A 25,639-nucleotide genomic window follows, 5' to 3' on the forward strand; every position below is an offset into this window, starting at 1 on the left:
GCGGGCAAGCCCGGCTCCCACATTTGATTTTTGATTGGGCTTTAGTGGTCCAGTGCGCTCAAAATCGCGTGGGCCACCTTGACCCGTTCCGCATTCGGGTAGTTCTTGTTCGCCAGAATCACCACGCCAATATCCCTGCTCGGCACATAAGCCACGTAAGCACCGAACCCGCTGGTGGAGCCGGTTTTGTTGAACAGTATGTCGGCGGTTTCAGCCTTTGCCGGGTTCAGCCAGTTGACCTTGTGCGGCTGCATGGCCATTTCGGTGGAGTTGCCATCGAGCAATGCCTGCAACTTGATCGGGTAGGGGTAGGCCTCCCACCCCAGGCCCTGGGTCATGCCGTTCACGGTGTAGTAGCCGGTGTGGGCGGCGGCGATGGCTTGTTGCAGCGGTTTCTCCAGTGTGTCCGGGTGCATGTTGGCAATGACATAACGGGCCAGGTCCTGGGTGCTGGTTTTGATGCCGTAGGCTTCGCTGTCCAGTGCGCCGGGGCTGACGCGTATAGGTTTCTGGTTTTTGTCATAGCCTTGGGCGTATTGGGCTGACTTGTCGGCCGGTACGCTGACGTGGGTGTTGTTCAAGCCCAATTTGGGCAGAAGGGTTTTCTCCATCGCCACATTGAACGGCTGGCCCAGGCTTTGCGCGGCGAGGTAGCCGAACAGGCCGATGCTCGGGTTGGAATAGAGGCGCTGCGCACCGGGAGCGTATTTGGGTTTCCACTGCTGGAAGTAAGCGAGCATGGACTCGGCGTTGTCGGCCGCATCAGGAAATTGCAACGGCAGGCCGCCAGCGGAGTAGGTGGCCAATTGCAGCAGGCTGATGTGATCAAACACGCCGCCGGCCAGGGCAGGCAAGTGCTCGCTGGCTTTGTCCGAGAGCTTGAGCTTGCCGGTCGCCAGGGCATAACCGCCGAGGGTGGCGGTGAATGTTTTGCTCACCGAGCCGATTTCAAACAGGGTGTCTTCGCTCACCGGTTGCTGGGTGTCTTTGGCGGCGACGCCGTAATTAAAGTATTGCACCTGGCCTTTGTTGACCACGGCCACCGACAGGCCGGGGATACCTTGTTGTTGCATCAACGGTTCGACGCGGCTGTCCACCAGCGTGCGCAGGTCTGTGGCCGCCATGCAGGTGCCTGAGCCCAGCAATAAGGCAGATATCAGAATTTTTTGTAGATTATGCTTCATGGTGGTTCGCTTCCATGTAAAGGATGAGCTGACGCTAAGGCCTGCGCAGGCGTGGCAAATCTAGGTGGCTTTTGTGGCGGCGGCAAACGATGATATCTCGCACCTGCCATTAGAAAAATTAAGGGCTTTGTATGTTGCGCTCCCACTTGCCCCTCAATGCCTTGCGCGCCTTCGAGGCGTCTGCCCGCCATTTGAGCTTTACCCGGGCGGCGATCGAGCTGTGCGTGACCCAGGCGGCGGTCAGCCATCAGGTCAAAAGCCTGGAGGCGCAGCTCAATGTCACGTTGTTCAAACGCCTGCCACGCGGGCTGATGCTCACCAGTGAAGGCGAAACCTTGCTGCCGGTGGTGCGCGAGTCGTTTGACCGCATCGCCCAGACCCTCAGCCAGTTCGAGGGGGGGCATTACCGTGAAGTGCTCACGGTCGGCGCGGTAGGCACCTTCGCCGTGGGTTGGCTGCTGCCACGCCTGCCGGACTTTCAGGCGCGTTACCCCTTTATCGACCTGCGCCTGTCCACCCACAACAACCGGGTAGACGTGGCCGCCGAGGGCCTGGATTACGCCATTCGCTTCGGTGCCGGCGCTTGGCATGGCACCGATGCCTGCGAACTGCTGGAGGCTCCGTTGACGGTGCTGTGCGTGCCCGCCATCGCCGAGCAACTGCAGACACCAGCCGACTTGTTGAAACACACCTTGCTGCGCTCCTATCGCGCCGATGAGTGGACGCAATGGTTTCAAGCCGCCGGGTTGCCCGCCGACACCCTGGTACCGCGCAGCATTGTGTTCGATTCGTCGCTGGCCATGATGGAAGCCGCGCTGCAAGGCATCGGCGTGGCATTGGCCCCGGCGATGATGTTCTCGCGCCAGCTGGAAAGTGATGTGATTCGCCAACCGTTCGACGTCGGCATCACCACCGGCAGCTATTGGTTGACGCGTTTGCAGTCGCGGGCGGAAACCACCGCGATGGCTGCGTTCAAGGGCTGGTTGAAAGAAGCGTCGGCGAAGGGGTAGATTTTTTATTGCTGAAACAAAATGAAACATTCGTGCCGGGCTAACCTCTACCGTACCCCGTACTGAGTGCCTCCATGAAAATTCCGCGCCCCGCCGACCGCCTGCCCCACCTGATTCAACTGCGTAACCTGAAGATGGCACGCTCCGCCCACGCCTACGTGCGCGGCAGCACTGTGCAATTCTACGAATGGCTGCACAGCCAACCGGGCCGTCGCTTGCCCCATGGCCCGGCGATCTGGATCTGCGGCGACTGCCACGCCGGCAACCTCGGGCCGACCGGTGACAACAAGGGCCGCATCGACATGCATATCCGCGACCTCGACCAAACCGTGATCGGTAACCCCGCCCACGACCTGGTGCGTCTGGCGTTGTCACTGGCCACCGCCGCGCGTGGCTCGGACCTGCCGGGGGTGACCACCGCGCGCATGCTTGAAGAAATGATGGTGGGCTATGAACAAGCCTTCAAAGACAAGCCCGACGAAGCGCCGCCGCGCCCGTCCCAGGTCAAGGCCGGGATGCGCAGCGCGGTGGAGCGCACCTGGAAAAACCTGGCGCGTGAACGCATCGAAAATGCCCGCCCGAGCATTCCACTGGGCAAGCATTTCTGGTCGCTGTCACGGGCAGAGAAGGGCGCCCTCCAAACGCTCTGCGCGTCTGATGAAATCCATCAACTGGTCACCTCGCTCAAAGGTCGCCCCAAGGATGCCAGGGTCGAACTGCTGGACTCGGCGTATTGGGTCAAGGGCTGCAGCTCCCTGGGCTTGTTGCGTTACGCCGCGTTGCTGGGAGTCGGCGATAAATATGACCAGGAATACTGCCTGATCGACATCAAGGAAGCTGTCGGCGCCGCGGCTCCCCGCGCTGCACGGGCAAAGATGCCTCGGGACAACGGCCGCCGAGTCGTGGAGGGCGCGCGTCAGCTGTCGCCGGGCCTGGGCGAACGGATGGTCGCCACGCGCTTTCTGGATCACGGCTTTTTCATCCGCGAATTACTGCCCCAGGACATGAAACTGGAGCTGGATGAACTCAGTGAAATCGATGCCATGCACGCCGCCGGTTACCTGGCACGTGTGGTCGGCATTGCCCATGCGCGGCAGATGGACCGTGCCACGCGCAAGGAATGGATGGCCACGCTGCAGGAAAACCGTTCGAAGCAACTGGATGCGCCGTCCTGGTTGTGGACCAGTGTGGTGCAGTTGGTGGGGAGCCATGAACAGGGCTATCTGAACCATTGCCGGCGGTATGCGCTGGAGCACTGAGTGGTTTGCGAAACGTGTGTGAATCGCTGCGCGCGTTGTGCTTGAGGCTTTCGCGCAGCGAGTCATGTAGACGATTAACTTTGTTACTTATTATGTTTTTCGACCTGTTTCCCGGGAATGGTCGGCGTTTTCCTATTTAAATTTTTGTGGTGTTGTGAGTGTCAAGTGGTGGCGTTTATCCGTTTTTCGGAAATAGTAAATTGGCTATGCGCTGAAGAGCGCGTTGTTCAATACCTTGGCAGCCGCCAGTTTCAACTTGGTGGGCAATTACACAGAAGGTGTAATCGCTGATGGCTCAGCACCGAAAATCGCGATTCACGCGATGGTCGGTGGTTTGCTGGCGGAAGCCACAGGCGGCGACTTTAAAACCGGCGCATTGGCGGCGGGTGCGAATGAGGCGCTGGTCACTCACCTGAATGCGTTGGTCAAAGGCAATGAGGAATTGCTGACGATGAGTTCGCAGATCGTCGGCGTGCTGGCGGCAGCGGGGCAGAAGGATGCGGATGCGGCGAAGTTGGAGAAGGGGGCTTGGGTTGCGAAGAACCTGACGCAATACAACTTCCTGGAGCACCTGCCACCAGGTTTGAGTGAATACGGATCAGCCGCGACGACGCTGGCAAAGGACATGCTGGAAAAGGGTGCCACTAACGACCAAATTGCCCAAGCACAGCTGGAGTTGGCCCGAGGACAAGGTTTTGAAGGGGTTCAACCGGCGAACGAGTTCGTTAAGGCTTGGGGCTATTTTATGGCCGGTGAGCTCACAGGTGTGGGGCTGGCGGCAATATTAGGCCGGCTTGTGGGTGGAGCAAAAGGCGTGCCCATTACTATTGAGTCAAAGATCGCCGATCAAATGGGTAAGCTGGGCTGGACGGAAAGCTCTATACAGTCTGCAATCCATAACCCTGTTAAAACGGTTGTGACTAGAGACACCCGTTTTGATACTGTGTCAGGGAGCCGTCTTAACGATCCAGCAACTGGGTATATCGCTAGGGACGGCTCTTATGTAGTGAGGAATGATCGTACCGGAACGATTGTTCAAGTCTCCAATAAAAATGATCCGAAGTGGGTTGCACTATGGGACTAATTGCTGTTGAAGTGTCCGTAGAGGACTTACCTATTACTCCTACATTAATGTGGAGTGGCACTCCTTTATTTAATATTGATGATGGGGGGCGCCTTATTGACTTCTGCAAGGATAATGAGATTGCGGTTCTCGGTATCGAGGGGTTTAAAATAAAGGAAGATAAGAGAGTCCCAGACATGGATTGTATTGTTGATTTTTCTGCGTCATTGAGTGAAATAAACTTCGTTGTGAATTCGATCGAAGCAAGTCGGATAATTATTGAAAGTATGATTGGTAGTGATGTTTTTATGGAGTTTGTGCTAGTTAGAGTTTAGTTGGTGCGAAAGGTGTTCTTACGCCTAAAGGCCTTCGACAGGTGGTTGGCAAAATCAGCCAGAAACAGCTTCGGCATATTGCTGGAAGGCCTGAGCTTGAATCCCGAGGAGGCGTAGGGTTCTGGATGAAAGGGAAAAAAGGGGACGGATTTATTTGATTTTTAGGTAATCTTTTTACTTAAAATAAATCTGTCCCCTGTTTCTCAGTTTTCTTGAGCGGAGCAACGATCATGAAATACGACGAAAAACTGATTGAAGACGCCGTACTTGCGCTGCTGGCGGCCTTCAGTTTCGACCACGGAAATAGCTGGAAAGGGTTTGACTTCGAGATCATGAATCGGCTGCATGAACAGGGTTTGATCAGTGATCCGGTAAACAAGAACAAATCGATTTGGTTGACGGCGGAAGGGCAAGCGCGGGGTCGGCAGATAGCTGACCGATTATTTGGGGTGAGTACTCAATCTGGGCATACGTCCGAGCCCGAAGGTTGACTTCCTGCTACGGCCAAGCTGGGTGCATCCGGATAACCGGAAGAAGTAAATCTGCCCCCTTTTTGTCAGCCCCCAAAATAAATTTTCCATTTACGCGGCTATAAATATCAAAGATCGCCTGGCATGTCGTTAGCCTGGCTTACAAGGAGTTGTGCGGTGATAGCAGAGCAAAAAAAGAAAGTGTTTTGGTATTCAGTATGGGGAGCAGTTGCTGTAGCAGTGATTGCAATTTTAACCCTGCAAGCGATGCAAGATCCGCCGCCGACCAGCAAGCCCAGCTTCCTGAGTGACCTGATCATTATTACCGCGCGTACGCTCCCCAACCATCGGTTGGTTGATGAAAATACGACGTTCATTCGAGCGCAAGCGACCAACAGCCACACGCTGATGCTCTACTACAATGTGCCGGGTTACGACGCAGGTCCCAATGACTTTAACGTGGCGCAGGTTAAGCCAGTCGTTGCGAAATCGGTTTGCGACTCGGAAATGAAAAAAGAGCAGTCGATCCTTTCCTTGGGTGGGACTTATGTTTACGTCTATAGCAGTAAACATGTGAAAGAGATTGGCAGGTTTGAAGTTAACAAGCAGAGCTGTGAGGGCGTTATGTAATTGCCTGATGATTGCATGCGTTAGAACGTGCGGGCTTTTATGGTGATGGCCAGAACGGCGGCGGGCTTGCTTACGAAGGCGGTGTGCCAGTGATGGAAAAGTTGGCTGATGCACCGCCTTCGCGGGCAAGCCCGCTCCCACATTTTGGGGTGTAGGGTGTCAGGGATATTGGCTATGCCTTGGGGGCAGGCAGGCCTGCCCCCACGGTTGGATAACCGTCAGGCCAGGTATTTGTGGAACCAGCCCAGCGTGCGTTCCCAGGCCAGGTTCGCCGCCGCTTCGTCATAGCGTGGCGTCGAATCATTATGAAACCCGTGGTTGGCGCCCTTGTAGATATACGCCTCGTACGTGGTACCCGCCGCCTTCAGCGCCTTTTCATACGCGGGCCAGCCTTCGTTGATCCGCGTATCCAGCTCGCCGTAATGCAGCATGATCGGTGCCTTGATGCGCGGCACGTCCTTGGCGTCCGGTTGCCGACCATAAAACGACACCGCCGCGCCGAGTTCGGGGTAGGCCACCGCCGCCGCATTGGTCACGCCGCCGCCGTAGCAGAAGCCGGTGATGCCAACTTTGCCGGTGCTGCTGTCGTGGTGCATCAGCCATTCGATGGCGGCGAAGAAGTCGTTCATGAGTTTTTCGGGGTCGACTTTTTGTTGCAGTTCCACGCCTTTTTCATCGTTGCCGGGGTAGCCGCCCACGGAGGTCAAGCCGTCGGGTGCCAGGGCGATAAAGCCGGCTTTGGCCAGGCGCCGGGCGACGTCTTCGATGTAGGGGTTCAGGCCACGGTTTTCATGCACCACCACCACGGCGGGCAATTTGCCGGCGGCTTTGGCCGGGCGCACGAGGTAGGCGCGTACGGTGCCGTTGCCTTTGGGCGAAGGGTAGGTGATGTAGTCGGCGACGATGTCCGGGTCGGTGAATTTGACCTGTTCGGCCAGCGCGTAATTAGGGCTCAGGGCCGCGAGCAGCGCCGAGGCGGTGAGGCCGCCGAAGGTGAACAGCGCGGCACGGTCGAGAAATTCGCGGCGGTTGATCTTGCCGTGGGCGTAGCCGTCGTAGAGTTCCAGCAGTTCGGGGGCAAAGTCTTTCGCGGTGAGACGAGTCATCGGTGCAATCCTCGATTAGCGGTGGCCATCAATGTAGACCAGGTTCAGCCCTCGCGGCCATGGGCGGCGTCCGACAATTGCCGGGTATCGACACGCACGAACACCGAGTCGCCAATGGCCGTCAGCACATCCCCGGCGTACACCTCGCAGACCACGCGGCTTTTGCGGCCGACGTCGCCTTCGATGCGGGCGCGCAGCGTCAGTGTGATGCCCATGGGCGTCGGTTTGATGAATTTGATGCCCAGGTTGCCGGTGACGCAGTCGATGCGCGGCAGGCTGCCGGGCTCACGCCTCTCGGCGCGGTAGTGGTAAGCCATCGCGGTCCAGTTGGAATGGCAGTCCACCAGCATGGCGATCAGGCCGCCGTAAACGAGGTCGGGCCAGCCGCTGTATTGGGCTTCGGGCAGGTGCTCGGCGATCAGGTGAATGCCGTCGGCGTCCCAGCGGCTTTTAATATGGAGGCCATGGGGGTTGCTCGCGCCGCAGCCGTAGCAGATGCCTTCCGGCGCAGTGATGTCCTGTAGGGCGGGGGTGTGCATGCAGCGTCCTTATGAGTGTGGGGCGACTACTCTGTTTAGCAGGCCACGGGGCGGATGGGAATAAATCCGTGAGATGGGGTGTTAGCTCAGTACCTGTTTCCTGCCCTATATGGAGCGTTGCATGAAGCCTCTCGTTTACCTGGCCATCCTTCTCGGTTTTTGCACCAGCGCCCAGGCGGTGGAGTACAAGGACGTCAACCGCACGGCCAGCCAGATCAGCTTTACCTACAAACAATTAGGCCAGCGCGTGTACGGCACCTTCAGCGATTTTGAAGGCACGCTGACGTTTGACACGCAAAAGCCCGAGGCCGGGCATGCGTTGCTCAAGATTCAGCTGGCGAGCATCGATGCGGGCAGCCCCGATGCCAATGACGAGCTGCAGCGCGCATCCTGGTTTGATACTGCGACTTACCCGGTGGGCGTGTATGAATCCACCGGCGTCACCCCGCTGGGCGATAACCGCTACAAAATCACCGGCAACCTGACCATCAAGGGCACCACGCGGCCGGTGGATGTGGACGTGGTGCTCAAGGAGCAAAGCGGCATCGGCGTGTTTGACGGCGAGCTGGTCCTCAAGCGTGACGACTTCAAGATCGGCGAAGGCGAATGGGCGGGTAACAGCGTGGTATCGAACGACATCAACATCAAATTCAAGATGGTCGCGCCACAGCGCTAACGCGCAAACTTTTTCGCCCCGGCCACACAGCCGATCACTGCGACCGTCACCAGGACCATGCCCGTGCTGACCTGCTCATGCAGCAGGCCTGCCGCCAATGCCAGGCCAAAGAAGGGTTGCAGCAATTGCAACTGGCCGACGGCGGCGATCCCGCCCTGGGCCAGGCCGCGGTACCAGAACACAAAGCCGATCAGCATGCTGAACAGCGACACGTAAGCCAGGCTCAGCCAGGCGGGCAGGCTGATGCCGGTGAAGCTCGATGGCGCCAGGATCAGGCTCAAAGGCGCCACCACCGGCAGCGACACCACCAGCGCCCAGCAGATCACTTGCCAGCCGCCCAGGCTGCGCGACAGCTTGGCGCCTTCGGCATAGCCCAGGCCGCAGGCCAGAATCGCCAGCAGCATCAGCACATCCCCCATCGGCGCGGCGCTCAGGCCCTGGGCGAAGGCGTAACCCATCACCAGCCCACTGCCCAGGATCGAGAACAGCCAGAACACCGGGCGCGGTCGTTCGCCGCCACGCAGTACACCAAACAGCGCGGTAGCCAGCGGCAGCAGGCCGACGAACACGATGGAGTGCGCCGAAGTTACGTATTGCAGTGCGAGGGCGGTGAGCAGGGGAAAGCCGATGACCACACCGAGTGCGACGATCACCAGCGATGCCCATTGATGGCGCGCAGGGCGTTTTTCCCTGAACAACCACAGCAGGCCAAGCCCGAGCACCGCCGCGAGGGTGGCGCGAATCAGGGTGAGAAACACAGGGTCGAATTCCATCACGGCCAAGCGTGTGGCCGGCAATGAGCCGCTGAATATCACTACGCCGATAAAGCCGTTGATCCAACCCTGAGTGCTGGTGTCGAGCGTGCCGAGCCGCGAGGTGCGTTCCATGGGAATAGGCCTGAAAAAGAGAAGTTGCGTGCCCGGCATCCTAGGGTTGAAGATTAGGACAATCAAAGAATTGTCATGGATACATCCCTCATGCCACGCGCCCGCTACAAAACGCTGGTCGACGCCTTCGCCGAAGATATCCGCTCGGGGGCAATGCCGCCCGGTACACGCTTGCCCACCCACCGCCAATTGGCGGCCGACCATGGCCTGGCGCTGGTCACCGCGAGCCGGGTGTACACCGAGCTTGAGGCCATGGGCCTGGTCAGTGGCGAGACCGGCCGGGGCACGTTTGTGCGCGAGATCGCGCTGCCGCCGGGGCAGGGCAGCGGGCAGATGACGCTCGCCACGGGCATGCTTGACCTGAACTTCAACTACCCGTCGCTGCCCGGCCAGGCGGATCTGTTGCGCACGGCCCTGCGCCAACTGGCGTTGTCGGGCGATCTTGACGCCTTGCTGCGTTATCAGCCCCACGCCGGTCGCTTGCATGAACGTGCGGTGGTGGCGCGGCATCTGCTGAGTCGCGGGCTGACGGTGGCGGCGGAACAGGTTTTAGTGGTCAGCGGCGCGCAGCACGGTTTGGCGGTGACCCTGATGGCGTTGCTCAAGCCCGGTGACGTGATTGCCGTCGACGCGCTGACGTATTCAGGCTTCAAGGTGCTGGCTGAAACCTTGCACCTTGAAATTGTCGCGATCCCGGTAACGCCCGGCGGCCCCGACCTGGAGTTCCTGCGCAACCTGTGCCGCAAACGTCCGGTGCGCGCGGTGTACAGCATTCCGACCTTGCACAACCCGTTGGGTTGGGTGATGGGCCTGGCGCAGCGTGAGGAGTTGGTGGCCATCGCCCGCCAGCACCATCTGATGATCATCGAAGACGCGGCCTACGCCTTCCTCGCCGACGACGCGCCCGCGCCGCTCGCCACCCTGGCGCCGGAATGCACGGTGTATGTCGGCGGGCTGTCCAAAAGCGTGGCAACGGGCTTGCGTGTGGGGTTTATCGCGGCGCCGGCCACGTGGGTCAAAGTGCTGGAACGCACCATCATGGCGACCACCTGGAACGTACCGGGGGTGATGAGTGCGATTGCGGTGGCGTGGATCGAAGATGGCACCGTCGCCAGGCTGGAAGCGCAAAAGCGCGAGGACGCGCGAGCCCGGCAAGCGTTGGCGGCGCAGGTGTTGAAGGGCGTGAGTTACATCAGCCACCCGTCATCCTACTTTCTGTGGCTGCCCCTGGCAGAGGAGGCCCGGGCCGATCAGGTCGCAATGACGTTACAACGTGAGCATATTTCGGTGTCCACCGCCGAGCCCTTTGCGGTCTCGGCGTATGTGCCCCATGCGTTACGCCTGGCGCTCGGCTCGGTGGACATGCCGGCCTTGCGCGAGGCGCTGTTGAAAGTCCGCCGGGTGGTGGCGTGGTAAGCCGGGGCTGATCAGTATTTGTAAGCCTGACGGCCGATCAGCAGCCATTTGCCTTTTTGTTTCTGCCACACCTGGAAGTTGTCGATGTCAGTCGGCGTGTCGACGCCGCTGTTCACGGCCAGCGCGTGAAAGTGGTTGCGCACCAGCGCGGTGTCGCCGTCCAGGATGATGGTCTGGTTTTGCATTTCAAGGGTCTTGAAGGCGCTGGTGTGGGATTCAAGGTCGGCGATGAATTGGTCTTTGTTCTGCACCTTGCCGCTGGAGTGGCCGTAGGTGAGTTTGTCGGACGTCAACGCGTGCAACTGCTTGAGGTCCAGGTGCAGCATGGCTTGGGTCAGTTGGTCGACCGCTTGGGCCACATCCTTTTCGGCCGGGGCAGGCGCAGCTGCGACGTAGCCGGTGAACAGGCACAGAAAACCGATCAGCACTTTGACGTTTTGCATGGGTGTTTCCTTATTCTTGTTGGGGGTGGTGACGACTGCTTGAGTCGTCGTACAACCATGCAATATTTCAGGTGCGGAAGGAAAGTGAAATTTCGAAATATCTTGAAAAGATTAGCGGGTATGGCGTTCTAAGCACTGCTTGATCTTGTACGACGTCCCAACACATTAATTTGTTCGTGCTGTTTCTGTCGGCCACTTCCTGCGTGAATGGCGCATCGCTATGCTAGCGCCCAAATAACAAACTGCCCCGAGGGCCAAAATGGATTTTGACTGGCACAGCGACGCCATCACTCGCGCCACCCCCGTGACACTCCACTATAAAAATACCCAGAACGTGCGCCGTTTCATGCGTGAGCACTGCGGTCCCGGGTTCACGTTCGACCGGCCTTTCATGGCCTGGATTCGCAACGACGTGCCCAAGACCCTGGGCGATGTCGTGGATGAATGGCAGCGTCGGCAGCAGGAGCCAAAACCATGACCCGCGACGAAAAATACCAGGCCGCGCAACAGCGCATCGGCTATCAGCTGGACGAATTCAAGGTGGGCGGCAACTACACGCCGCTGGTCCGCGATGGCAACCACCTGTACATCAGTGGCCAGATTCCCCGGGTAGGCGATGCCATTGTGTTGCCGGGCAAAGTCGGCGACAGCCTGACCCTGGCCCAGGCGCAAATCGCCGCCGGTATCAGTGCGCTGCGTTGCCTGGGGCTGCTCAAGCAGGCGCTGGGAACGCTTGACCAAATCAAGGCCATACCGCGTATTACTGTGTACGTGCGCAGCGCCGAAGCGTTCGATCAACAGAGTGAAGTGGCCAACGGTGCGTCGGACCTGCTGCATGAAATCCTCGGCAGCGCCGGGGTGCACACGCGTACGTCGGTGGGGGTGATGCAACTGCCCAAATCCGCGGCGGTCGAGATCGACATGATTGCCGTCGCTCACGGTTGAGTGGCCCATGATCACTCAGGGCATGGCGGTTTTGATTGACTACGGCGTCCACTTGGCGCCGGGGCTGGCGCTGTTGGGTGCGTGGTTTGCGCTTACGCCGAAAACGCAGATTGCGCTGCGTATTCTGATTCTGCTGTTGGCGTTCGTGTTGATGCGCGACGTGATGACGCCGCTGGGCATGTGGAAGCTGGGCAGCGAACTGCAAATTGCGTTCAGCGCGAATGCCTTTGTATTGGCGATGCTGGGCGGCCTTTCGGCGGTGCTGGTCATGCTGCTTTCACGCCTGGCGCCGCAGCTGTGGCGGTTGATGCGCTGGACGCTTGGCAACCCAGGCACGGGCCTGCTGGCGGGGCTGGCAGTGGGGTGTTTGATCGGCGTGCCGTTGCGGGTTTACCAGGGCATCGACCCGTCCGGGATTCACGGTTACTGGGTGTGGTTGCCGGGCATGGTGGTGCTGACCTATGGCGCCAATGCGTTGGAAGAGGTGCTGTTTCGCGGGTTTCTGCAGGGCTATCTGGAGCAGCAAGTCAGCCCATTGCGGGCGGCACTGATCAGTGGTGTGGCGTTTGCTGCTTGCCACACATTCCTGGCGCTGAGCGTGACCCAATTGGGCTGGCCGGTGTTGCTGTTTACCCTGATCGAAGGGTTGGCGTGTGGGGTGGTGCGAATGCGTTATGGCGTGTTACCGGCGATCCTGGCACATGGCACCGCCATCCTGCTGATTGCGGTGCCCCTAACCTGAAATGCGGACCAATGTGGGAGCGGGCTTGCTCGCGAAGGCGGACCGTCAGTGATAAATATGCCGACTGATCCACCCCATTCGCGAGCAAGCCCGCTCCCACAGTTTTGACCGCGTTTAGTCTTCCGCGACGGTGGTGTGTGATGGGGCATCTAGATGCTTGCTGCCCCCGACTTGAAACGCGATCAAATGTGGGAGCGGGCTTGCTCGCGAATGCGGACTGTCAGCGACAAATATGCCGACTGATCCACCCCATTCGCGAGCAAGCCCGCTCCCACAGTTTTGTCCGCGTTCAGTCTGCTGCCCCAACTTGAAATACAAGCCCATGTGGGAGCTGGCTTGCCTGCGATGGCGCGGGGCCAGTCAGTTACATTTCGCTGACACACCGCTATCGCAGGCAAGCCCGCTCCCACAGTTTTGACCGCGTTTAGTCGGTGGTCAGGGGCGGTGTGCGGGGCGGGATCTGCCGCTTGCTACCCGTCGCTTCAAACGCCGCCGCAAACCGCAACAGCGCCGAATCATCATAAGCGCGCCCGGCAAACGTCAGCCCCGCCGGCATGCCGATATCCGCCATCACACCCATCGGCACGGTAACGGTGGGCACGCCGAGGTGGCGAATGGCGAGGTTGCCGTTGGCGACCCAGATGCCGTTGCTCCACGCGATGTCGGCCGAGGCTTCGTTAACGTCGGCATCCGCCGGGCCCACATCCGCCACGGTCGGGAACAGCACGGCATCCAGCCCCAGCCTGTCCATCCAGTCTTCCAGGTCCAGGCGCCGGGTTTGTTCCAGGCCGCGCAGGCCGTCGGGCACGGTGCTGATCTCGTTCCAGGGCGTGATGCCACGCTCGGCCATGCGCACGTATTCGTCCATGCCGGCGGCCAGGTCGTCTTCGCGGTTGGGCAGGGTGCCGGGGTCGTGGGGGAAGATCTTCGCCCCGTCCACATCCGCCAGGCGGTTCAGGGTCGGGTCGCCGTTGGCGCGCAGGAAATCATCAAAGGCCCAGGCCGACAGTTCCCACAATTCGTCGTGCAGGAACTCTTTGGAGACCAGGCCGCGGGTGAACACGGTCGGCGCGCCGGGGCGGTCGCCTTCGCAGTTGGATACCAGCGGGAAATCCACCTCGATGACTTCGGCACCGGCCGCTTCAAGTGCCTTGCGTGCGGCTTGCCACAGCTCGATCACCGTGGCACGGGTGTTGATTTTCTGCCCGGTCGGGCCGCCGATGCCGGGTTTTTCGCTGGTGCCCGCTTCCGGGTCGGCATTGATGTACATGCGCGGCACGCCAAAGCGCTTGCCGGCGAGGGCTTCACTGTTCACGGCCAGTTCGGCGTAAGACGCCGGGCGCACCGAGGCCACGCTCGGGATCGGCACCCAGGGCTGCAGGCGCCACAGGTCGCCACGGGTGTCGGGGTCTTCGGCGACCACCACGTCGAGCACTTCCAGCAGGTCGGCCATGGTCCGTGCGTAAGGTACGACCACGTCCATGGTGGGGGTCAGCGGCCAGTTGCCGCGCACCGAAATCACCCCGCGCGACGGCGTGTAGGCGCACAAGCCATTGTTGGACGCCGGGCCACGCCCGCTCGACCAGGTTTCTTCCGCCAGGCCGAATGCGGCGAAGCTCGCCGCCGTCGCGGTGCCAGCGCCGTTCGACGAGCCGGAAGCAAAGGGGGCGGTCAGGTAGTTGGCGTTGTAAGGGCTTTCAGCACGGCCATACACACCGCGCTGCATCCCGCCGTTGGCCATGGGCGGCATGTTGGTCTTGCCCAGGCAAATGGCGCCGCCGGCGCGCAAGCGTTCAATGGTGAAGGCGTCGCGGTGGGCCGTGAGCTTGGCGAAAGCGGGGCTGCCGGATGCGGCGGTCAGGCCCTTGACCAGGTAACTGTCTTTGGCCGTGTAGGGAATGCCGTCCAATGGCCCCAGGGTTTCGCCCCTGGCCCGGCGCGCATCGGACGCCTGGGCTTCTTTCAGGGCTTGCGGGTTGCGCACGACCACGGCGTTCAGCGCGGTGGCGGTCTGCGGGCCGTCGTAGGCATCGATCCGTGCGAGGTAGGCCTGGACCAGGTCAACGGCCGTGGTCTGGCCGCTTTCCAGCGCAGCGCGCAATTGGGCAATGGAGACTTCGGTAACTTGCATCACGTTTTTTTCGCCGCCTTCAAGTGGGAGGTATGGCGGCAGTCTACGTACAGATATTTCACAAAACCAGCGCCCCGAGTAAGGTGGCAATCCGATGATCAAGGTTGCACTCCAAGGAGAGGAATATGCAGAGACCCTATTTTGCCCTGGCCGCGCTGGTGGCTTTTTCGCTGTATACCGTGGCGACGATGCTGACGGCAGAGCAATCGCTGCTGGCGTTTGGCCGGGAACTGATTTCGCGACCGGACACGGCGCAGGTGGTGATTGACCTGTACTTGATGGCGGTGCTGGCGTGTGTGTGGATGTACCGGGATGCGCGGGGACGGGGGCGGTCGGTTGTCTCCGTGGTGCCGTACTTTTTGCTGACGGCGGTGTTTGTTTCGGTTGGCCCGTTGCTTTATATCGTGGTGAATGCGTACCGGGATGTGGGCTCGCGCAAATAGCGGGGCGCCATCAAGAGACGCTCAGCCACAATCAGTCTCTTCCAGCTGCATGAGCACTCAATGTGGGAGCGGGCTTGCTCGCGAATGCGGTGGGTCAGTCGCCAGATGTATCAACTGACACGCCTTCTTCGCGAGCAAGCCCGCTCCCACATTTTATTGTGTACGGCCTCTGGAATCAGATTGGCACTTCTGCAGTTGTTATGGATTGCCGGTGCTCAAGGGTTAAGGAACTTCTGATAGTTTTCCTGGGTGATCTGCTGATAAGGAATCGTCAACTCTGCCGTGTACGGCTCCTTCTTCACCATCTTCACCGCCAAATCAATCGAGCCCACTGCCTGCCCTTTGTTGTCCTGGTAGACGGTCACCAGCAGCTGCCCCTTTTTCACGGCATCCAGCCCGGCCGGGCCGCCGTCGCTGCCGGCCACCAGAATGTCTTTGCCCGGTTGCATCCCCGCCTGGCTGATCGCCATGGCGGCGCCGATAGCCATTTCGTCAGCATTGGCCGCCACGGCGTCGATTTTCTTGCCCGACACGATCCAGTTGTTCATCAGGTCGATCGCCTTGCCGCGCTGCCATTCGGCACTTTGTTCTTCGACGATTTTGATACCCGGGTAGTCCTTGAGCACGGTCTTCACGCCCAGCGTGCGATTGTGCGTGGCGTTATTGGACAGCAGCCCGAGCATGATCGCGAGGTTGCCCTTGCCGCCCATTTTCTCGGCGAGGTAGCGCATCTGGATTTCACCGGCCTTGATTTCATCCGAACCGACATAGCCCACGCCCGGCGGCACTTCCTTGAACTCAGGGCGACGGTTGACATACACCAGCGGGGTCTTGGCCTGCTGGGCATTGATCGTCATTTTTTGCGTAGCGGCCGTGTCCACCGCGTTGACGATAATTGCGTCCATGCCCTGGGCGGTGAAGTTCTGCACCTGGTTGAGCTGGCGCACCACGTCGCCCTGGGCGTCTTCGAACTGCAGCGTCACGCCGGGCAATTCCTTGGCGTGGGCGGCCATGTAGTCGCGCATCTGTGCCAGAAACACATCGTCAACTTGGGCGATGCTCACGCCAATACGAATATCGGCCATGGCCCAGGGGGTTACAGCCAACGTAAAGAGTGCTGCGAGGAGGTGCTTTTTCATGCTGTTGCTCCGTTATTTTTGTTGTTGTTAAAGCATCACGCCTGACGCTTGGTCCGCATCTGCGTGACGGCAGCGGCAAAGTCAGGCAAAGGCCAGCGTTCTGTGAGGGCCTGCTGCATCAATTGCTGCCCGGTTTGCGGGGCCAGCCCTTGCAAGGGCGGGTCAGTGTCAAGGTTGGTGGGGAAGGAATAACCGTCAGCGGTGCAGGCGATGACCGCGTCGATGGCTTCGGCATTCAGCGCCGTGTTGGCCAGCAACTCCGGGTACACCGCCAGCATCATGGAGTCGCGGTCGAGGGCCTCCATGGGTTTGCCGAAGGCCGAGGAGATTTGCAGCAGGTTGGCCATGCGCTGTGTGCTTGGAGTGCGGTTGGTACCGGCGGCGTGGAACAGCGCCGGGTTGAAGAACAGCAAGTCGCCCTTGTTCAACGGTAGCTGCACGGCGTGCTGCTGGAAGTAGTCGATGAATTCCGGACGTCGCCAGGCCAGGTAACCCAGTGCGTATTGCTGGGAGAACGGCAGCAGTTGGGTCGGGCCGGTTTCCAGCGGCATGTCTGAATGGGCCACGGCGCCTTGCAGCGTGAGGTACTGGGACAGCACGTGCAGGGGCAGGGGGAAGCGTTCCACCACCTCGTTGGTCTGGAACCCCAGGTGATAGTCACGATGGGGCTGCTGCGCCTGGCCGCCGGGGTGCACCACGTTGACTTGTGCGGTGACTTGAAAGCTTGGGCCCAGCCATGCTTCGGCAATCAGCCCCAGCAGAGGGTTGGCGTAGTACTCGACGAACGAGGCGGGCGATTCCAGCGCCGCCTTCTGCAACGAGTTCCAGATACGCCCGTTGCTGCCAGCCTTGGCGAAGTGGTCAGCGGCCACGCCTTGCTCGGCTTCATGGGCGAAGATGGCCTCGAACACCTGGCTGTGGCGGTCGACCACCTCCAGGTCTTCATAAGCCCCACGCACCACCATCACGCCGGGGCCATCGCGGAACAAACGGTGCAGCTCGTTCATCACGGCCAGGCGGTCGCTATTGCGCAGGGTGCGCGCCTGATAGATCGGCACATTGCTGACCACCTCTGCGCTCAGCGGACAGTCCTCGACGCTCGCCCGTTGTGCGCAAATGCGGCTGAAATCTGCCAGGCGCACCGCCTCGCTTGTCACAAAAGCCGACATCACACACCTCCCGGCAGGCTCAGTGCCTGATGGGGCTGCGGGGTGCTGCTGTCGGTGCAGCCGACCACGCCTTGCTCCAGGTCGATCACCGAACCGGTCATCATCCCCGACTCGCGCGACAGCAAAAATGCCACGCTTTGCGCCACTTCCTCAGGCTTGAGCAGGCGGCCGAACGGCTGCGCGCTTTCGGCTTTTTCCAGCCAGCCGTCCTGCGCGCCGTGGTACTGGCGCTGGATTTCATCTTCGTGGGGCGTGTCCATCCAGCCAATATTCAAGCCGTTGACGCGGATGCGGTTGCGCAGGGCGCTGAACGCCACATTCTTGGTCAGGATCGCCAGCGCTCCCTTGGACGCGGCATACGCGCTCAGGAATGACTGGCCGCCATGCCCGGTAACGCTCTGGATATTCACCACCGCGCCTTCCACGCCCTTGCTGATCATCAACTTCAACGCTTCCTGCATCAGGAAAAACGGCGCTCGCACGTTCACCGCAAACAGGCGCTCGAACAGCTCGGGCGAGGTATCCAGGATGGTGCCACGGTCGGACATGCCGGCGCAGTTCACCAGCCCGTGCAAGGTGCCGAACTGCGTGCGTGCCGCGTCGATGATCGCGCGGCAGTCCTCGACCTGCTCAAGGTCGGCCTCGACAAAAAACGCCTGGCAATCCAGTTCAGCCAGTTGCCGCACCTGCTCTTCGCCCTGGGAGCGGCGGCGCCCGCAGATGATCAAGCCAGCGGCGCCGCGCCGGGCCAGGGTATGTGCCACCGCGGCACCCAGGCCTTGGGTGCTGCCGGTGACGACAAAGTATTGGCCGCTGAACGAGGTGGCGAGGTCGGTGTGAGGCATGCGGTTCTCCTGGTTTTTTTGTTGTTTTCATCGCCCGGCTCGACGGCGGGCAAAACTGAGACTAGCATTGCAAAACCTCAGTAACGCCCAAAAAAGACCTCAAAAACACCTCAGGCGAACCGCATGCTCGAACGCGCAAAACACTTTTCCATCAAGCAGCTCGCCACCCAGGCCGGGGTGAGCAAAGCCACGGTTGACCGCGTGCTGCACCAGCGCGGCGCGGTGCATGCGCAGACGCAACGGCGCATTGTGCAGGCGCTGGACGAGCTGGAAGCCCAGGAAAAAAACGGCCTGGCGGTGGGGCGCACCTTTCATGTCGACGTGATCATGCACACGCCCAAGCGCTTCAGTGCCGCAGTGCAGGCGGCGATCGTCGCGCAGTTGGCCAGCCTGGCGCCGTTTCGCATCGCGCCGCGTTTTCACCTGTTCGAGGAAATCGAGCCCCAGGCCATGCACGACCAACTGCTGCGCTGCCTCGACACCGGCAGCCAGGGCGTGGTGCTCAAGGCCGCCGATGAGCCGGCGGTGAATCAGGCGGTCAAGCAACTGATGGCGGCAGGCATTCCGGTCGTGACGCTGGTCACCGACTTGCCGCAAAGCGAGCGCATCGGCTACGTCGGCATGGACAATCGCACCGCTGGCCAGACGGCCGCGTACCTGATGTCGCGCTGGCTACCCGCGCAACCGCAGGACGTGGCAGTGGTGATCGGCAGCGAGCTGTTCCGGGGCGAAGAAGAACGCGAGATGGGCTTTCGCGCCTGGCTGCGCGGGCGGGCACCGCACTTGCGTGTGCTGGATATCAGCGGCGGTTACGGCGTGTATGAGCGCACGTTTGAGCGCGTCACGCAGGCGCTGAAGCAGCATCCCGAACTCAAGGCGGTGTACAGCGTCGGCGGCGGTAACCGTGCGATTGTCGATGCGTTCGCTGCACAGGGGCGCGGGCTCGACGTATTTATCGGCCACGACCTCGATGAGGAAAACCGTCAGTTGCTGCTGGAAGAAAAAGTCGCCGCGATCATCGATCACAACCTGCAGATCGATGCCCGCAGCGTGTTCCTGCACATCCTGCAACACCACCGGCTGTGGAAGGCCGGGCCCATTGCGCCGTCACAGGTGCAGATCGTCACACCGTTCAACCTGCCGGATTGACTACTCCCTTCAACAACATCAGGAGTTCGACCATGCTACGTATCGCCGTTCTGGGTGCAGGGCGCATCGCCAAGATCCATGCCGCCAACGTCACCGCCCACCCCAATGCCACGCTGGTGCTGGTGGCCGACCCCTGGCGCGAAGGTGTCGACGCATTGAGCACGCAATTGGGCTGTGAAGCGGCCTACGATTGCGCCGCCGCGCTGACCCGCAAGGACATCGACGCCGTGGTGATCGGCACGCCCACCGATACCCACATTGACCTGTTACTGGCAGCCGTGGCCGAAGGCAAGGCGGTGCTCTGCGAGAAGCCCATCGACCTGGATATCGCCAAGGCCCGCAGCGCCGCCCAAGCCGTCGAGCGCCAGGGCGGCAAGGTGATGCTCGGTTTCAACCGGCGCTTCGACCCCGACATGCTGCGCCTGCGCGAGGCGCTGGACGCCGGCCGGATCGGTGCCGTGCGCCAAGTCATCATCACCAGCCGCGACCCCGGCCTGGCCCCGCGTGATTACCTGAAACACTCCGGCGGTATCCTGCGCGACATGACCATCCACGACTTCGACACCGCCCGGCATTTGCTCGGTGAAGAGCCGGTGGAAGTCAGCGCCTTCGCCAGCCGCCTGGTGGACCCGAGCCTTGAAGAAATCGACGACTACGACAGCGTGATGGTGTTGCTGCGCACTGCCTCCGGCAAGCAATGCCACATCAACTGCTGCCGCCAGGCGGTGTATGGCTACGACCAGCGCGTGGAGGTGTCCGGCGCCAGCGGTGTGTTGCTGACCGATAACCATCGGCCGAGCACGTTGCGGCATTGGAGCGCCGAACACACCGAAGCGCTGGAGCCGTTGCAGCATTTTTTCCTGGAGCGTTACGCGGATGCTTATCGCAATGAGCTGGCGCAGTTTATTGACGCGCTGAACAGTGGGCGCCAATTGCCTACGAGCGTGCGGGATGGGTTATATGCGTTGTATCTGGCGGACTGTGCGTTGGAGTCGGTGAAGACGGGCAGGAGTGTGGCAGTTCGTTACGATCTTTGATGATCCGAAAGATAAGCACGGCGCTGAAGTGAAGGTACCTGCCATGCCCCAGCGCCGAAGGAATGAGCCATTCCTTTGGCTGTCGGCGAGTTAAAGTCTTTTTGACCAGTACCGACGGGCTTGAATTTGTTCTGGTGTCAGTTGGGGTTTCACCTTGGGAACAGCAGGCGGGTACAACTGTTTCAAAAAGGCTTTATCACCTTCGGAAAGTTCGAAATTATTAGGTATCTCGACATTGTTGGATGTAGAGCTTGCGCTGAGTCCGTAGTGCATGATCGATTTTTGATCGTAGGCGGACGTTATGCTGTTGGCGGGGTCGGGGGTGGCGATAATGTTGTTGTCAATATCTTCTTTGGTAATTCCGGGTTGCAAGAAAGACTTGTATACGCCGTCTTTGTTGAAGGAGTAACTTCGCTGCGGATGTTGATGTTCATGCTCCAGCCCCAAGGCATGTCCGAATTCATGAAGCGTATTTTTTATAACGTTTGAAGGGGCTTTATTTACAAGATTAATATGCATCGTGGGTTTGTCTTTCTTGGCCTTCAGCGCCGCAGTGCCTACAGCTGACCAGTCACCTGAAATATCTTTATGACCTGATATACGAATGTCGCCGACTGTACCTTTAACAAATTTAAACTTTAGATTGACCAATGGTGCATACGACTCAATGGTCAATTTAATCAAGTCTTGCGCTTTTTTCGGCATGTCCATGAATGCAATGGTAAGCGTGTGATTTTGTGGCCACAAATACCGCGTGTCCGCGATGCCGCGTTTGGGTCGGCTAACCGCTGACGTGTCAAGGGGTTCATTATTTGCCGGTGCGCTGTTCGGGTCCAGCAATGGAGGGGTGTGATACATCACAGGCGATGGGGTAATCATGCACTATCCTCTTCAGGTAAACACAATATCGACTAGCCAAAGATGAGTGGCTTTATCAGCAATCTGGTTCCATTCAAGGTAGGAGGCTTCGTTACCACGCGGAGGGTGACCGCCTTGATTTATGTAGTTTCAAGGCGGTTATCTTATAGGCGGATTTACACTCCTTTAGTCGACGGCAATAACACCGTCAGTATTCCAACCAGCGGCAGGAACGAACAGATCTCGTAGACGTATTCGATGCCATGGCTGTCAGCGAGCAAGCCCAGCAATGCCGCGCCGATACCGCTGAAACCGAACATCAGGCCGAAGAAAATGCCGGCGATCATGCCCACGTTGCCCGGCACCAGTTCCTGGGCAAACACCACGATGGCCGAGAACGCCGAGGCCAGCACAAAACCGATGATCACGCTGAGTACGGCGGTCCAGAACAGATCCACGTAGGGCAGGGCCAGGGTGAAGGGCGCGGCACCGAGGATCGAGAACCAGATGACTTTCTTGCGGCCGATCTTGTCGCCAATCGGCCCGCCGGCGAAGGTGCCCACGGCGACTGCGCCGAGGAACAGGAACAGGTAGAGCTGTGAGCTGGCGACCGACAGGTGGAATTTTTCGATCAGGTAAAAAGTGAAGTAGCTGGTGAGGCTGGTCATGTAGAAGTATTTCGAGAACACCAGCATCGCCAGCACGACCAGAGCAAAGGTCACGCGGCCTTTCGACAGACCGTGGGTGGCTTTGCCGCCGGTTTTCAACTTGAACAGGTTGAGATGGTTGCGGTACCAGCGGCTCAAACCGTACAGCACCAGAATCGCGAACACCGCAAACAGGCCGAACCAGGCGATATGGCTTTGGCCGTAAGGAATGATGATCGCCGCCGCCAGCAACGGGCCGAAAGCGCTGCCGGTGTTGCCGCCGACCTGGAACGTCGATTGCGCCAAACCGTAACGGCCGCCGGAAGCCAGGCGCGCCACGCGCGAGGTTTCCGGGTGGAAGGTCGATGAGCCTACGCCGACCAGCGCCGCCGCCAGCAGAATAGCCGGGAAGGTGCCGACAAATGCCAGCATCAGAATGCCGATCAAGGTACTGATCATGCCCGCCGGCAGCAGCCAGGGTTTGGGGTGCCGGTCGGTGTGGTAGCCGATCCACGGCTGCAGCAGTGAAGCGGTCAGTTGGAACGTCAGGGTGATCAGGCCGACTTGGGTGAAGCTCAGCCCGTAGTTGGCTTTGAGCATCGGGTAGATCGAGGGCAGCACAGCCTGGATCAGGTCATTGATCATGTGCGCCAGGGCGCACGCGCCAAGGACGCGCATGACCAAGGGGCTTACCTGGGGCGTTGTGGTTGCAGCGGCGGGTGACGCGGTCAGGGTCGACATGCAGGCATTCCATACAAGGCAGCAAACAGAGGCAAACGGTACTTAAGCCGTTTGCCCATTTCAAAATATTTCGACGTTCATGCTAGATTCAGTGAAAATGCCTGTCTCGCGAAATTCGGGCAGCAACCATCGCAAAAAGGGCGAAATGATTAAATCACTGGATACATTTCTGCGTGAGATCGATGAGGGCGATTGGGCGGTTATCAGTTCTGCCACCGATTACCCCGAGAACTGGGTGATTCCCGACCACAGCCACGAAAAGCATCAACTGCTGTACGCCATCGAGGGCGTGATGGTGGTGCATTCGGTGCAGAACCAGTGGACGGTGCCGCCCAATCGCGGCTTCTGGATGCCATCGGGGCAGGTGCATTCACTGCGCTGCGTGGGGCCGTTGAAGATGCGCAGCGTATTTGTGCGCCCGGACAGTTTTCCGAACCTGCCAACTGAAACCAAGGCGGTCAGCGTGTCGCCGCTGCTCAGCGAGTTGATCAAGGCGTCGGTCAGTTTGAAGCCGCCGTATGCCGAGCACTCACGCGAGGCGCGGATCATGCACCTGATTCTGGATGAGCTGGCGATTCTGCCGGCGCTGCCGCTGTCACTGCCCCAGCCTGGCGATGCACGCATCAACAAGATCTGCGTAGCCTGGCAGGCCGACCCGGGGGATGCCTCGACGGTGGCGGACTGGAGTGATCGGCTGGCACTGGACCAAAAAACCATCCAGCGCCTGTTTCGCAAGGAAACCGGGCTGACCTTCGGCCAATGGCGTCAGCAGGCGCGATTGCTATTGGCGCTGGAGCGCATTGCGGTGGGGGAGAAGATCATCGATGTGGCCATCGAGCTGGGCTATGAAAGCCCGAGCGCCTTTACCAGTATGTTCAAGAAACAGTTTGGCAAGACGCCCAGCCAGTTTTTTCGCTAGGGCAGATCTTTTTCAGATGGAGCGCCGGATCAGATGTGGGAGGGGGCAAGCCCCCTCCCACCGTTTTGAACGAGCAAGCCGGTTCAGTTGATCCGTGGATGCTGCTGCACCAGGTTCTGGCGCTTGGCTTCCAGTTCGGCAATTTCGGCGTCAAGGTCTTCGATCTTCTGCTCGATATTGTCGTGGTGTTCCTGCAGCAATTCCTTGGCCTCTTCCATATCCGACGCCGCCGGCGCCGCGCCACGCAGGGGTTTGTTGGCGGTTTCCTTCATGGTCAGGCCGGTGATCAGGCCGACTACCGCGAACACCATCAGGTAGTAGGCGGGCATGTACAGGTCATTGGTGCTTTCCACCAGCCACGCCACGGCGGTTGGCGTCACACCGGCAATCAACACCGAGACGTTGAACGCACTGGCCAGCGCGCTGTAACGAATGTGCGTGGGAAACATCGCCGGCAGGGTGGAGGCCATCACGCCGATGAAGAAGTTGAGGATCACGGCGAGGATCAGCAAGCCGGCGAAGATCAGGCCGATCTTGCCGCTGGTGATCAGCATGAAGGCCGGGATCGACAGCAACAGCAGGCCAATGCTGCCGGCGATGATGAAAGGCTTGCGGCCGATCTTGTCGCTGATGAAACCAATGAACGGCTGCACGAACAGCATGCCGACCATGATCGCGATGATGATCAGCACGCCGCTGTTTTCTTGGTAATGCAGGTTATGCGACAGGTAGCTCGGCATGTAGGTGAGCAACATGTAATAGGTCACGTTAGTCGCCGCGACAATGCCGATGCAGGTCAGCAGGCTGCGCCAGTGCTTGGTCGCGACCTCCTTGAACGACACCTTCGGGCCGTGGGTCAGGCCTTCGCGGTCGCCTTGTTCCATTTTGTCCATGTGTTGCTGGAACGCTGGCGTTTCTTCCAGTGCGTGGCGCAGGTACAGGCCGATGATGCCCAGGGGCAGGGCGAGGAAGAACGGCAGGCGCCAGCCCCAGGCTTCGAAGTCGGCATCGCCGAGCACGCTGGAAATCAGTACCACCACACCGGCGCCGAGGACGAAGCCGGCGATGGAACCGAAGTCCAGCCAGCTGCCGAGGAACCCGCGCTTGCGGTCCGGGGCATATTCGGCGACGAAGATCGAGGCGCCGGTGTATTCACCGCCGACCGAGAAACCCTGGGCCATTTTGCACAGCAGCAACAGGATCGGCGCCCAGATGCCAATCGAGGCATAGGACGGGATCAGGCCGATGGCAAAGGTGCTCAGGGACATGATCACAATGGTGGCCGCGAGGACTTTCTGGCGCCCGTATTTGTCGCCCAGCGCGCCAAAGAACAGGCCACCCAGCGGGCGAATCAGGAAGGGTACCGAGAAGGTGCCCAGCGCTGCGATCATTTGTACGCTGGGGGAGGCGTCCGGGAAGAACACCTTGCCGAGCACATAGGCGACGAACCCGTAGACGCCGAAGTCGAACCACTCCATGGCGTTACCCAGTGCGGCGGCGGTGATCGCCTTGCGCACCTTGGTATCGTCGACAATGGTGATGTCTTTCAATCCGATGGGATTGACGCTTTTCTTACGTGATTTCATGCAGGCCACTCTAAAACTGAACAGGGGAGGTGCCATCGCTGCGATGGCACCGCTCTGTCAGTTCAGATACAAGCCGACACGAAATAATTCACCACTAATTGCGTTTTTTTGCAGGCCATGGCCCCGTCCTGGCGTGAAGCAGCTTTCTGTGGCGAGATGTCATCCTATGACTTCGATTTTCTCAGGCTGGTGAAACCTCGATAATCGGTAATCTTTGCGATTGACACCGCACAGGGACCTCGATATAAAAGTCACAGTTGTACGACGACA

General features: G+C 59.8%; 26 protein-coding genes and 2 pseudogenes. 16 read left to right on the top strand and 12 right to left on the bottom strand.

Annotated elements, in window-relative coordinates:
- Positions 1 to 41 precede the first annotated feature (41 nt).
- Complete coding sequence (gene ampC, locus AB4P94_RS20515) at positions 42 to 1,184, bottom strand: class C beta-lactamase (RefSeq protein WP_395607159.1); 1,143 nt, start codon at positions 1,182 to 1,184, stop codon at positions 42 to 44.
- Between the two features lie 131 nt (positions 1,185 to 1,315).
- On the opposite strand from ampC, the gene AB4P94_RS20520 reads away from it, so the two are divergent.
- The 7 genes and pseudogenes from AB4P94_RS20520 to AB4P94_RS20550 all read left to right on the top strand — a co-directional run bounded on the left by AB4P94_RS20520 (position 1,316) and on the right by AB4P94_RS20550 (position 5,951).
- Complete coding sequence (locus AB4P94_RS20520) at positions 1,316 to 2,194, top strand: LysR family transcriptional regulator (RefSeq protein ID WP_395607160.1); 879 nt, start codon at positions 1,316 to 1,318, stop codon at positions 2,192 to 2,194.
- 74 nt (positions 2,195 to 2,268) lie between these two features.
- Positions 2,269 to 3,453, top strand: coding sequence for a DUF2252 domain-containing protein (locus tag AB4P94_RS20525; protein ID WP_395607161.1), 1,185 nt, complete (start codon positions 2,269 to 2,271; stop codon positions 3,451 to 3,453).
- Positions 3,454 to 3,661: 208 nt separating this feature from the next.
- Positions 3,662 to 4,018, top strand: a pseudogene (locus AB4P94_RS20530) (DUF637 domain-containing protein); the annotation flags it as partial.
- Positions 4,019 to 4,285: 267 nt separating this feature from the next.
- Positions 4,286 to 4,537 (top strand): annotated as a pseudogene (locus AB4P94_RS20535) (colicin E5-related ribonuclease); the annotation flags it as partial.
- Positions 4,528 to 4,851 carry a hypothetical protein gene (locus AB4P94_RS20540; RefSeq protein WP_395607162.1) on the top strand — a complete coding sequence of 108 codons (324 nt, stop codon included), beginning with the start codon at positions 4,528 to 4,530 and terminating at the stop codon, positions 4,849 to 4,851. The pseudogene AB4P94_RS20535 and the gene AB4P94_RS20540, both read left to right, overlap by 10 nt.
- Before the next feature lie 230 nt (positions 4,852 to 5,081).
- The gene (locus tag AB4P94_RS20545; protein WP_395607163.1) at positions 5,082 to 5,342 is read left to right on the top strand and encodes a DUF6429 family protein; all 261 of its coding nucleotides are present in this window, start codon (positions 5,082 to 5,084) and stop codon (positions 5,340 to 5,342) included.
- Positions 5,343 to 5,465: 123 nt separating this feature from the next.
- Positions 5,466 to 5,951: a hypothetical protein gene (locus tag AB4P94_RS20550; RefSeq protein ID WP_395607164.1), complete on the top strand. Its 486-nt coding sequence runs from the start codon at positions 5,466 to 5,468 to the stop codon at positions 5,949 to 5,951.
- A 218-nt stretch (positions 5,952 to 6,169) separates the two neighbouring features.
- Here AB4P94_RS20550 and yghX read toward each other — a convergent pair whose 3' ends face one another.
- Together yghX and AB4P94_RS20560 are read right to left on the bottom strand one after the other, a co-directional pair.
- Positions 6,170 to 7,057 (bottom strand): YghX family hydrolase, encoded by an 888-nt coding sequence (gene yghX / locus AB4P94_RS20555; RefSeq protein ID WP_395607165.1) that lies wholly within the window; start codon positions 7,055 to 7,057, stop codon positions 6,170 to 6,172.
- A 44-nt stretch (positions 7,058 to 7,101) separates the two neighbouring features.
- Positions 7,102 to 7,596 (bottom strand): PaaI family thioesterase, encoded by a 495-nt coding sequence (locus AB4P94_RS20560; protein WP_395607166.1) that lies wholly within the window; start codon positions 7,594 to 7,596, stop codon positions 7,102 to 7,104.
- Between the two features lie 121 nt (positions 7,597 to 7,717).
- On the opposite strand from AB4P94_RS20560, the gene AB4P94_RS20565 reads away from it, so the two are divergent.
- Positions 7,718 to 8,272, top strand: coding sequence for a YceI family protein (locus AB4P94_RS20565; protein ID WP_395607167.1), 555 nt, complete (start codon positions 7,718 to 7,720; stop codon positions 8,270 to 8,272).
- Here AB4P94_RS20565 and AB4P94_RS20570 read toward each other — a convergent pair.
- Positions 8,269 to 9,159 carry a DMT family transporter gene (locus AB4P94_RS20570; RefSeq protein ID WP_395607168.1) on the bottom strand — a complete coding sequence of 297 codons (891 nt, stop codon included), beginning with the start codon at positions 9,157 to 9,159 and terminating at the stop codon, positions 8,269 to 8,271. The two genes, AB4P94_RS20565 and AB4P94_RS20570, sit on opposite strands and share 4 nt — an antisense overlap.
- Positions 9,160 to 9,249: 90 nt before the next feature.
- On the opposite strand from AB4P94_RS20570, the gene AB4P94_RS20575 reads away from it, so the two are divergent.
- Positions 9,250 to 10,575 (top strand): PLP-dependent aminotransferase family protein, encoded by a 1,326-nt coding sequence (locus AB4P94_RS20575; protein ID WP_395611369.1) that lies wholly within the window; start codon positions 9,250 to 9,252, stop codon positions 10,573 to 10,575.
- Positions 10,576 to 10,586: 11 nt separating this feature from the next.
- Here the strand turns inward: AB4P94_RS20575 and AB4P94_RS20580 are convergent, their stop codons facing one another.
- Positions 10,587 to 11,018, bottom strand: coding sequence for a nuclear transport factor 2 family protein (locus AB4P94_RS20580; RefSeq protein WP_395607169.1), 432 nt, complete (start codon positions 11,016 to 11,018; stop codon positions 10,587 to 10,589).
- A 259-nt stretch (positions 11,019 to 11,277) separates the two neighbouring features.
- Between AB4P94_RS20580 and AB4P94_RS20585 the strand changes: the two genes are divergently transcribed.
- From AB4P94_RS20585 to AB4P94_RS20595, 3 genes are read left to right on the top strand one after another with little or no spacing between them, the layout of a single operon-like run.
- Entirely contained in the window at positions 11,278 to 11,496 is a 219-nt protein-coding gene (locus tag AB4P94_RS20585; RefSeq protein ID WP_395607170.1) for a DUF6434 domain-containing protein, read from the top strand.
- Positions 11,493 to 11,963, top strand: coding sequence for a RidA family protein (locus AB4P94_RS20590; RefSeq protein WP_395607171.1), 471 nt, complete (start codon positions 11,493 to 11,495; stop codon positions 11,961 to 11,963). The genes AB4P94_RS20585 and AB4P94_RS20590 overlap by 4 nt, the downstream gene beginning before the upstream one ends.
- Positions 11,964 to 11,970: 7 nt before the next feature.
- Complete coding sequence (locus tag AB4P94_RS20595) at positions 11,971 to 12,705, top strand: CPBP family intramembrane glutamic endopeptidase (protein WP_395607172.1); 735 nt, start codon at positions 11,971 to 11,973, stop codon at positions 12,703 to 12,705.
- Between the two features lie 424 nt (positions 12,706 to 13,129).
- On the opposite strand, the gene AB4P94_RS20600 is transcribed toward AB4P94_RS20595, so the two are convergent.
- The gene (locus AB4P94_RS20600) at positions 13,130 to 14,839 is read right to left on the bottom strand and encodes an amidase (RefSeq protein ID WP_395607173.1); all 1,710 of its coding nucleotides are present in this window, start codon (positions 14,837 to 14,839) and stop codon (positions 13,130 to 13,132) included.
- A 122-nt stretch (positions 14,840 to 14,961) separates the two neighbouring features.
- On the opposite strand from AB4P94_RS20600, the gene AB4P94_RS20605 reads away from it, so the two are divergent.
- Complete coding sequence (locus AB4P94_RS20605; RefSeq protein WP_395607174.1) at positions 14,962 to 15,279, top strand: DUF2834 domain-containing protein; 318 nt, start codon at positions 14,962 to 14,964, stop codon at positions 15,277 to 15,279.
- A gap of 215 nt (positions 15,280 to 15,494) precedes the next feature.
- Here the strand turns inward: AB4P94_RS20605 and AB4P94_RS20610 are convergent, their stop codons facing one another.
- Genes AB4P94_RS20610 through AB4P94_RS20620 form a run of 3 tightly spaced genes read right to left on the bottom strand, consistent with a single transcriptional unit; the run spans position 15,495 to position 18,432 of the window.
- Positions 15,495 to 16,418, bottom strand: coding sequence for a sugar ABC transporter substrate-binding protein (locus tag AB4P94_RS20610; protein WP_395607175.1), 924 nt, complete (start codon positions 16,416 to 16,418; stop codon positions 15,495 to 15,497).
- A 35-nt stretch (positions 16,419 to 16,453) separates the two neighbouring features.
- Positions 16,454 to 17,587 carry a phytanoyl-CoA dioxygenase family protein gene (locus AB4P94_RS20615; RefSeq protein ID WP_395607176.1) on the bottom strand — a complete coding sequence of 378 codons (1,134 nt, stop codon included), beginning with the start codon at positions 17,585 to 17,587 and terminating at the stop codon, positions 16,454 to 16,456.
- A complete protein-coding gene (locus AB4P94_RS20620) occupies positions 17,587 to 18,432 on the bottom strand; it encodes an SDR family oxidoreductase (protein ID WP_395607177.1) in 846 nt (281 codons plus the stop codon). Before AB4P94_RS20620 ends, AB4P94_RS20615 begins: the two co-directional genes overlap by 1 nt.
- Positions 18,433 to 18,555: 123 nt before the next feature.
- On the opposite strand from AB4P94_RS20620, the gene AB4P94_RS20625 reads away from it, so the two are divergent.
- Both AB4P94_RS20625 and iolG read left to right on the top strand, forming a co-directional pair.
- Positions 18,556 to 19,581 (top strand): LacI family DNA-binding transcriptional regulator, encoded by a 1,026-nt coding sequence (locus AB4P94_RS20625; RefSeq protein ID WP_395607178.1) that lies wholly within the window; start codon positions 18,556 to 18,558, stop codon positions 19,579 to 19,581.
- Between the two features lie 32 nt (positions 19,582 to 19,613).
- Positions 19,614 to 20,618: an inositol 2-dehydrogenase gene (gene iolG, locus AB4P94_RS20630; protein ID WP_395607179.1), complete on the top strand. Its 1,005-nt coding sequence runs from the start codon at positions 19,614 to 19,616 to the stop codon at positions 20,616 to 20,618.
- Between the two features lie 90 nt (positions 20,619 to 20,708).
- On the opposite strand, the gene AB4P94_RS20635 is transcribed toward iolG, so the two are convergent.
- The gene (locus tag AB4P94_RS20635; RefSeq protein WP_395607180.1) at positions 20,709 to 21,497 is read right to left on the bottom strand and encodes a M12 family metallopeptidase; all 789 of its coding nucleotides are present in this window, start codon (positions 21,495 to 21,497) and stop codon (positions 20,709 to 20,711) included.
- A 155-nt stretch (positions 21,498 to 21,652) separates the two neighbouring features.
- A complete protein-coding gene (locus AB4P94_RS20640) occupies positions 21,653 to 22,864 on the bottom strand; it encodes an MFS transporter (protein ID WP_395607181.1) in 1,212 nt (403 codons plus the stop codon).
- Positions 22,865 to 22,961: 97 nt separating this feature from the next.
- On the opposite strand from AB4P94_RS20640, the gene AB4P94_RS20645 reads away from it, so the two are divergent.
- Complete coding sequence (locus AB4P94_RS20645; RefSeq protein ID WP_395607182.1) at positions 22,962 to 23,783, top strand: AraC family transcriptional regulator; 822 nt, start codon at positions 22,962 to 22,964, stop codon at positions 23,781 to 23,783.
- 83 nt (positions 23,784 to 23,866) lie between these two features.
- On the opposite strand, the gene proP is transcribed toward AB4P94_RS20645, so the two are convergent.
- On the bottom strand, positions 23,867 to 25,369 hold the full coding sequence (proP, locus tag AB4P94_RS20650; protein WP_395607183.1) for a glycine betaine/L-proline transporter ProP: 1,503 nt from the start codon (positions 25,367 to 25,369) through the stop codon (positions 23,867 to 23,869).
- Positions 25,370 to 25,639: the final 270 nt, after the last annotated feature.

Source organism: Pseudomonas sp. B22129, from assembly GCF_044218875.1.
Taxonomy (GTDB): domain Bacteria; phylum Pseudomonadota; class Gammaproteobacteria; order Pseudomonadales; family Pseudomonadaceae; genus Aquipseudomonas.

Bases quoted from the DNA above. Each gene is read 5' to 3' on its own strand.
- AB4P94_RS20520 (WP_395607160.1), top strand. From the start codon at position 1,316: ATGTTGCGCTCCCACTTGCCCCTCAATGCCTTGCGCGCCTTCGAGGCG.
- AB4P94_RS20565 (WP_395607167.1), top strand. From the start codon at position 7,718: ATGAAGCCTCTCGTTTACCTGGCCATCCTTCTCGGTTTTTGCACCAGC.
- AB4P94_RS20645 (WP_395607182.1), top strand. From the start codon at position 22,962: ATGCCTGTCTCGCGAAATTCGGGCAGCAACCATCGCAAAAAGGGCGAA.
- ampC (WP_395607159.1), bottom strand. From the start codon at position 1,184: ATGAAGCATAATCTACAAAAAATTCTGATATCTGCCTTATTGCTGGGC.
- yghX (WP_395607165.1), bottom strand. From the start codon at position 7,057: ATGACTCGTCTCACCGCGAAAGACTTTGCCCCCGAACTGCTGGAACTC.
- AB4P94_RS20540 (WP_395607162.1), top strand. From the start codon at position 4,528: ATGGGACTAATTGCTGTTGAAGTGTCCGTAGAGGACTTACCTATTACT.
- iolG (WP_395607179.1), top strand. From the start codon at position 19,614: ATGCTACGTATCGCCGTTCTGGGTGCAGGGCGCATCGCCAAGATCCAT.
- AB4P94_RS20585 (WP_395607170.1), top strand. From the start codon at position 11,278: ATGGATTTTGACTGGCACAGCGACGCCATCACTCGCGCCACCCCCGTG.
- proP (WP_395607183.1), bottom strand. From the start codon at position 25,369: ATGAAATCACGTAAGAAAAGCGTCAATCCCATCGGATTGAAAGACATC.
- AB4P94_RS20640 (WP_395607181.1), bottom strand. From the start codon at position 22,864: ATGTCGACCCTGACCGCGTCACCCGCCGCTGCAACCACAACGCCCCAG.
- AB4P94_RS20525 (WP_395607161.1), top strand. From the start codon at position 2,269: ATGAAAATTCCGCGCCCCGCCGACCGCCTGCCCCACCTGATTCAACTG.
- AB4P94_RS20605 (WP_395607174.1), top strand. From the start codon at position 14,962: ATGCAGAGACCCTATTTTGCCCTGGCCGCGCTGGTGGCTTTTTCGCTG.
- AB4P94_RS20560 (WP_395607166.1), bottom strand. From the start codon at position 7,596: ATGCACACCCCCGCCCTACAGGACATCACTGCGCCGGAAGGCATCTGC.
- AB4P94_RS20550 (WP_395607164.1), top strand. From the start codon at position 5,466: ATGTCGTTAGCCTGGCTTACAAGGAGTTGTGCGGTGATAGCAGAGCAA.
- AB4P94_RS20620 (WP_395607177.1), bottom strand. From the start codon at position 18,432: ATGCCTCACACCGACCTCGCCACCTCGTTCAGCGGCCAATACTTTGTC.
- AB4P94_RS20610 (WP_395607175.1), bottom strand. From the start codon at position 16,418: ATGAAAAAGCACCTCCTCGCAGCACTCTTTACGTTGGCTGTAACCCCC.
- AB4P94_RS20625 (WP_395607178.1), top strand. From the start codon at position 18,556: ATGCTCGAACGCGCAAAACACTTTTCCATCAAGCAGCTCGCCACCCAG.
- AB4P94_RS20580 (WP_395607169.1), bottom strand. From the start codon at position 11,018: ATGCAAAACGTCAAAGTGCTGATCGGTTTTCTGTGCCTGTTCACCGGC.
- AB4P94_RS20635 (WP_395607180.1), bottom strand. From the start codon at position 21,497: ATGATTACCCCATCGCCTGTGATGTATCACACCCCTCCATTGCTGGAC.
- AB4P94_RS20570 (WP_395607168.1), bottom strand. From the start codon at position 9,159: ATGGAACGCACCTCGCGGCTCGGCACGCTCGACACCAGCACTCAGGGT.
- AB4P94_RS20590 (WP_395607171.1), top strand. From the start codon at position 11,493: ATGACCCGCGACGAAAAATACCAGGCCGCGCAACAGCGCATCGGCTAT.
- AB4P94_RS20615 (WP_395607176.1), bottom strand. From the start codon at position 17,587: ATGTCGGCTTTTGTGACAAGCGAGGCGGTGCGCCTGGCAGATTTCAGC.
- AB4P94_RS20595 (WP_395607172.1), top strand. From the start codon at position 11,971: ATGATCACTCAGGGCATGGCGGTTTTGATTGACTACGGCGTCCACTTG.
- AB4P94_RS20545 (WP_395607163.1), top strand. From the start codon at position 5,082: ATGAAATACGACGAAAAACTGATTGAAGACGCCGTACTTGCGCTGCTG.
- AB4P94_RS20575 (WP_395611369.1), top strand. From the start codon at position 9,250: ATGCCACGCGCCCGCTACAAAACGCTGGTCGACGCCTTCGCCGAAGAT.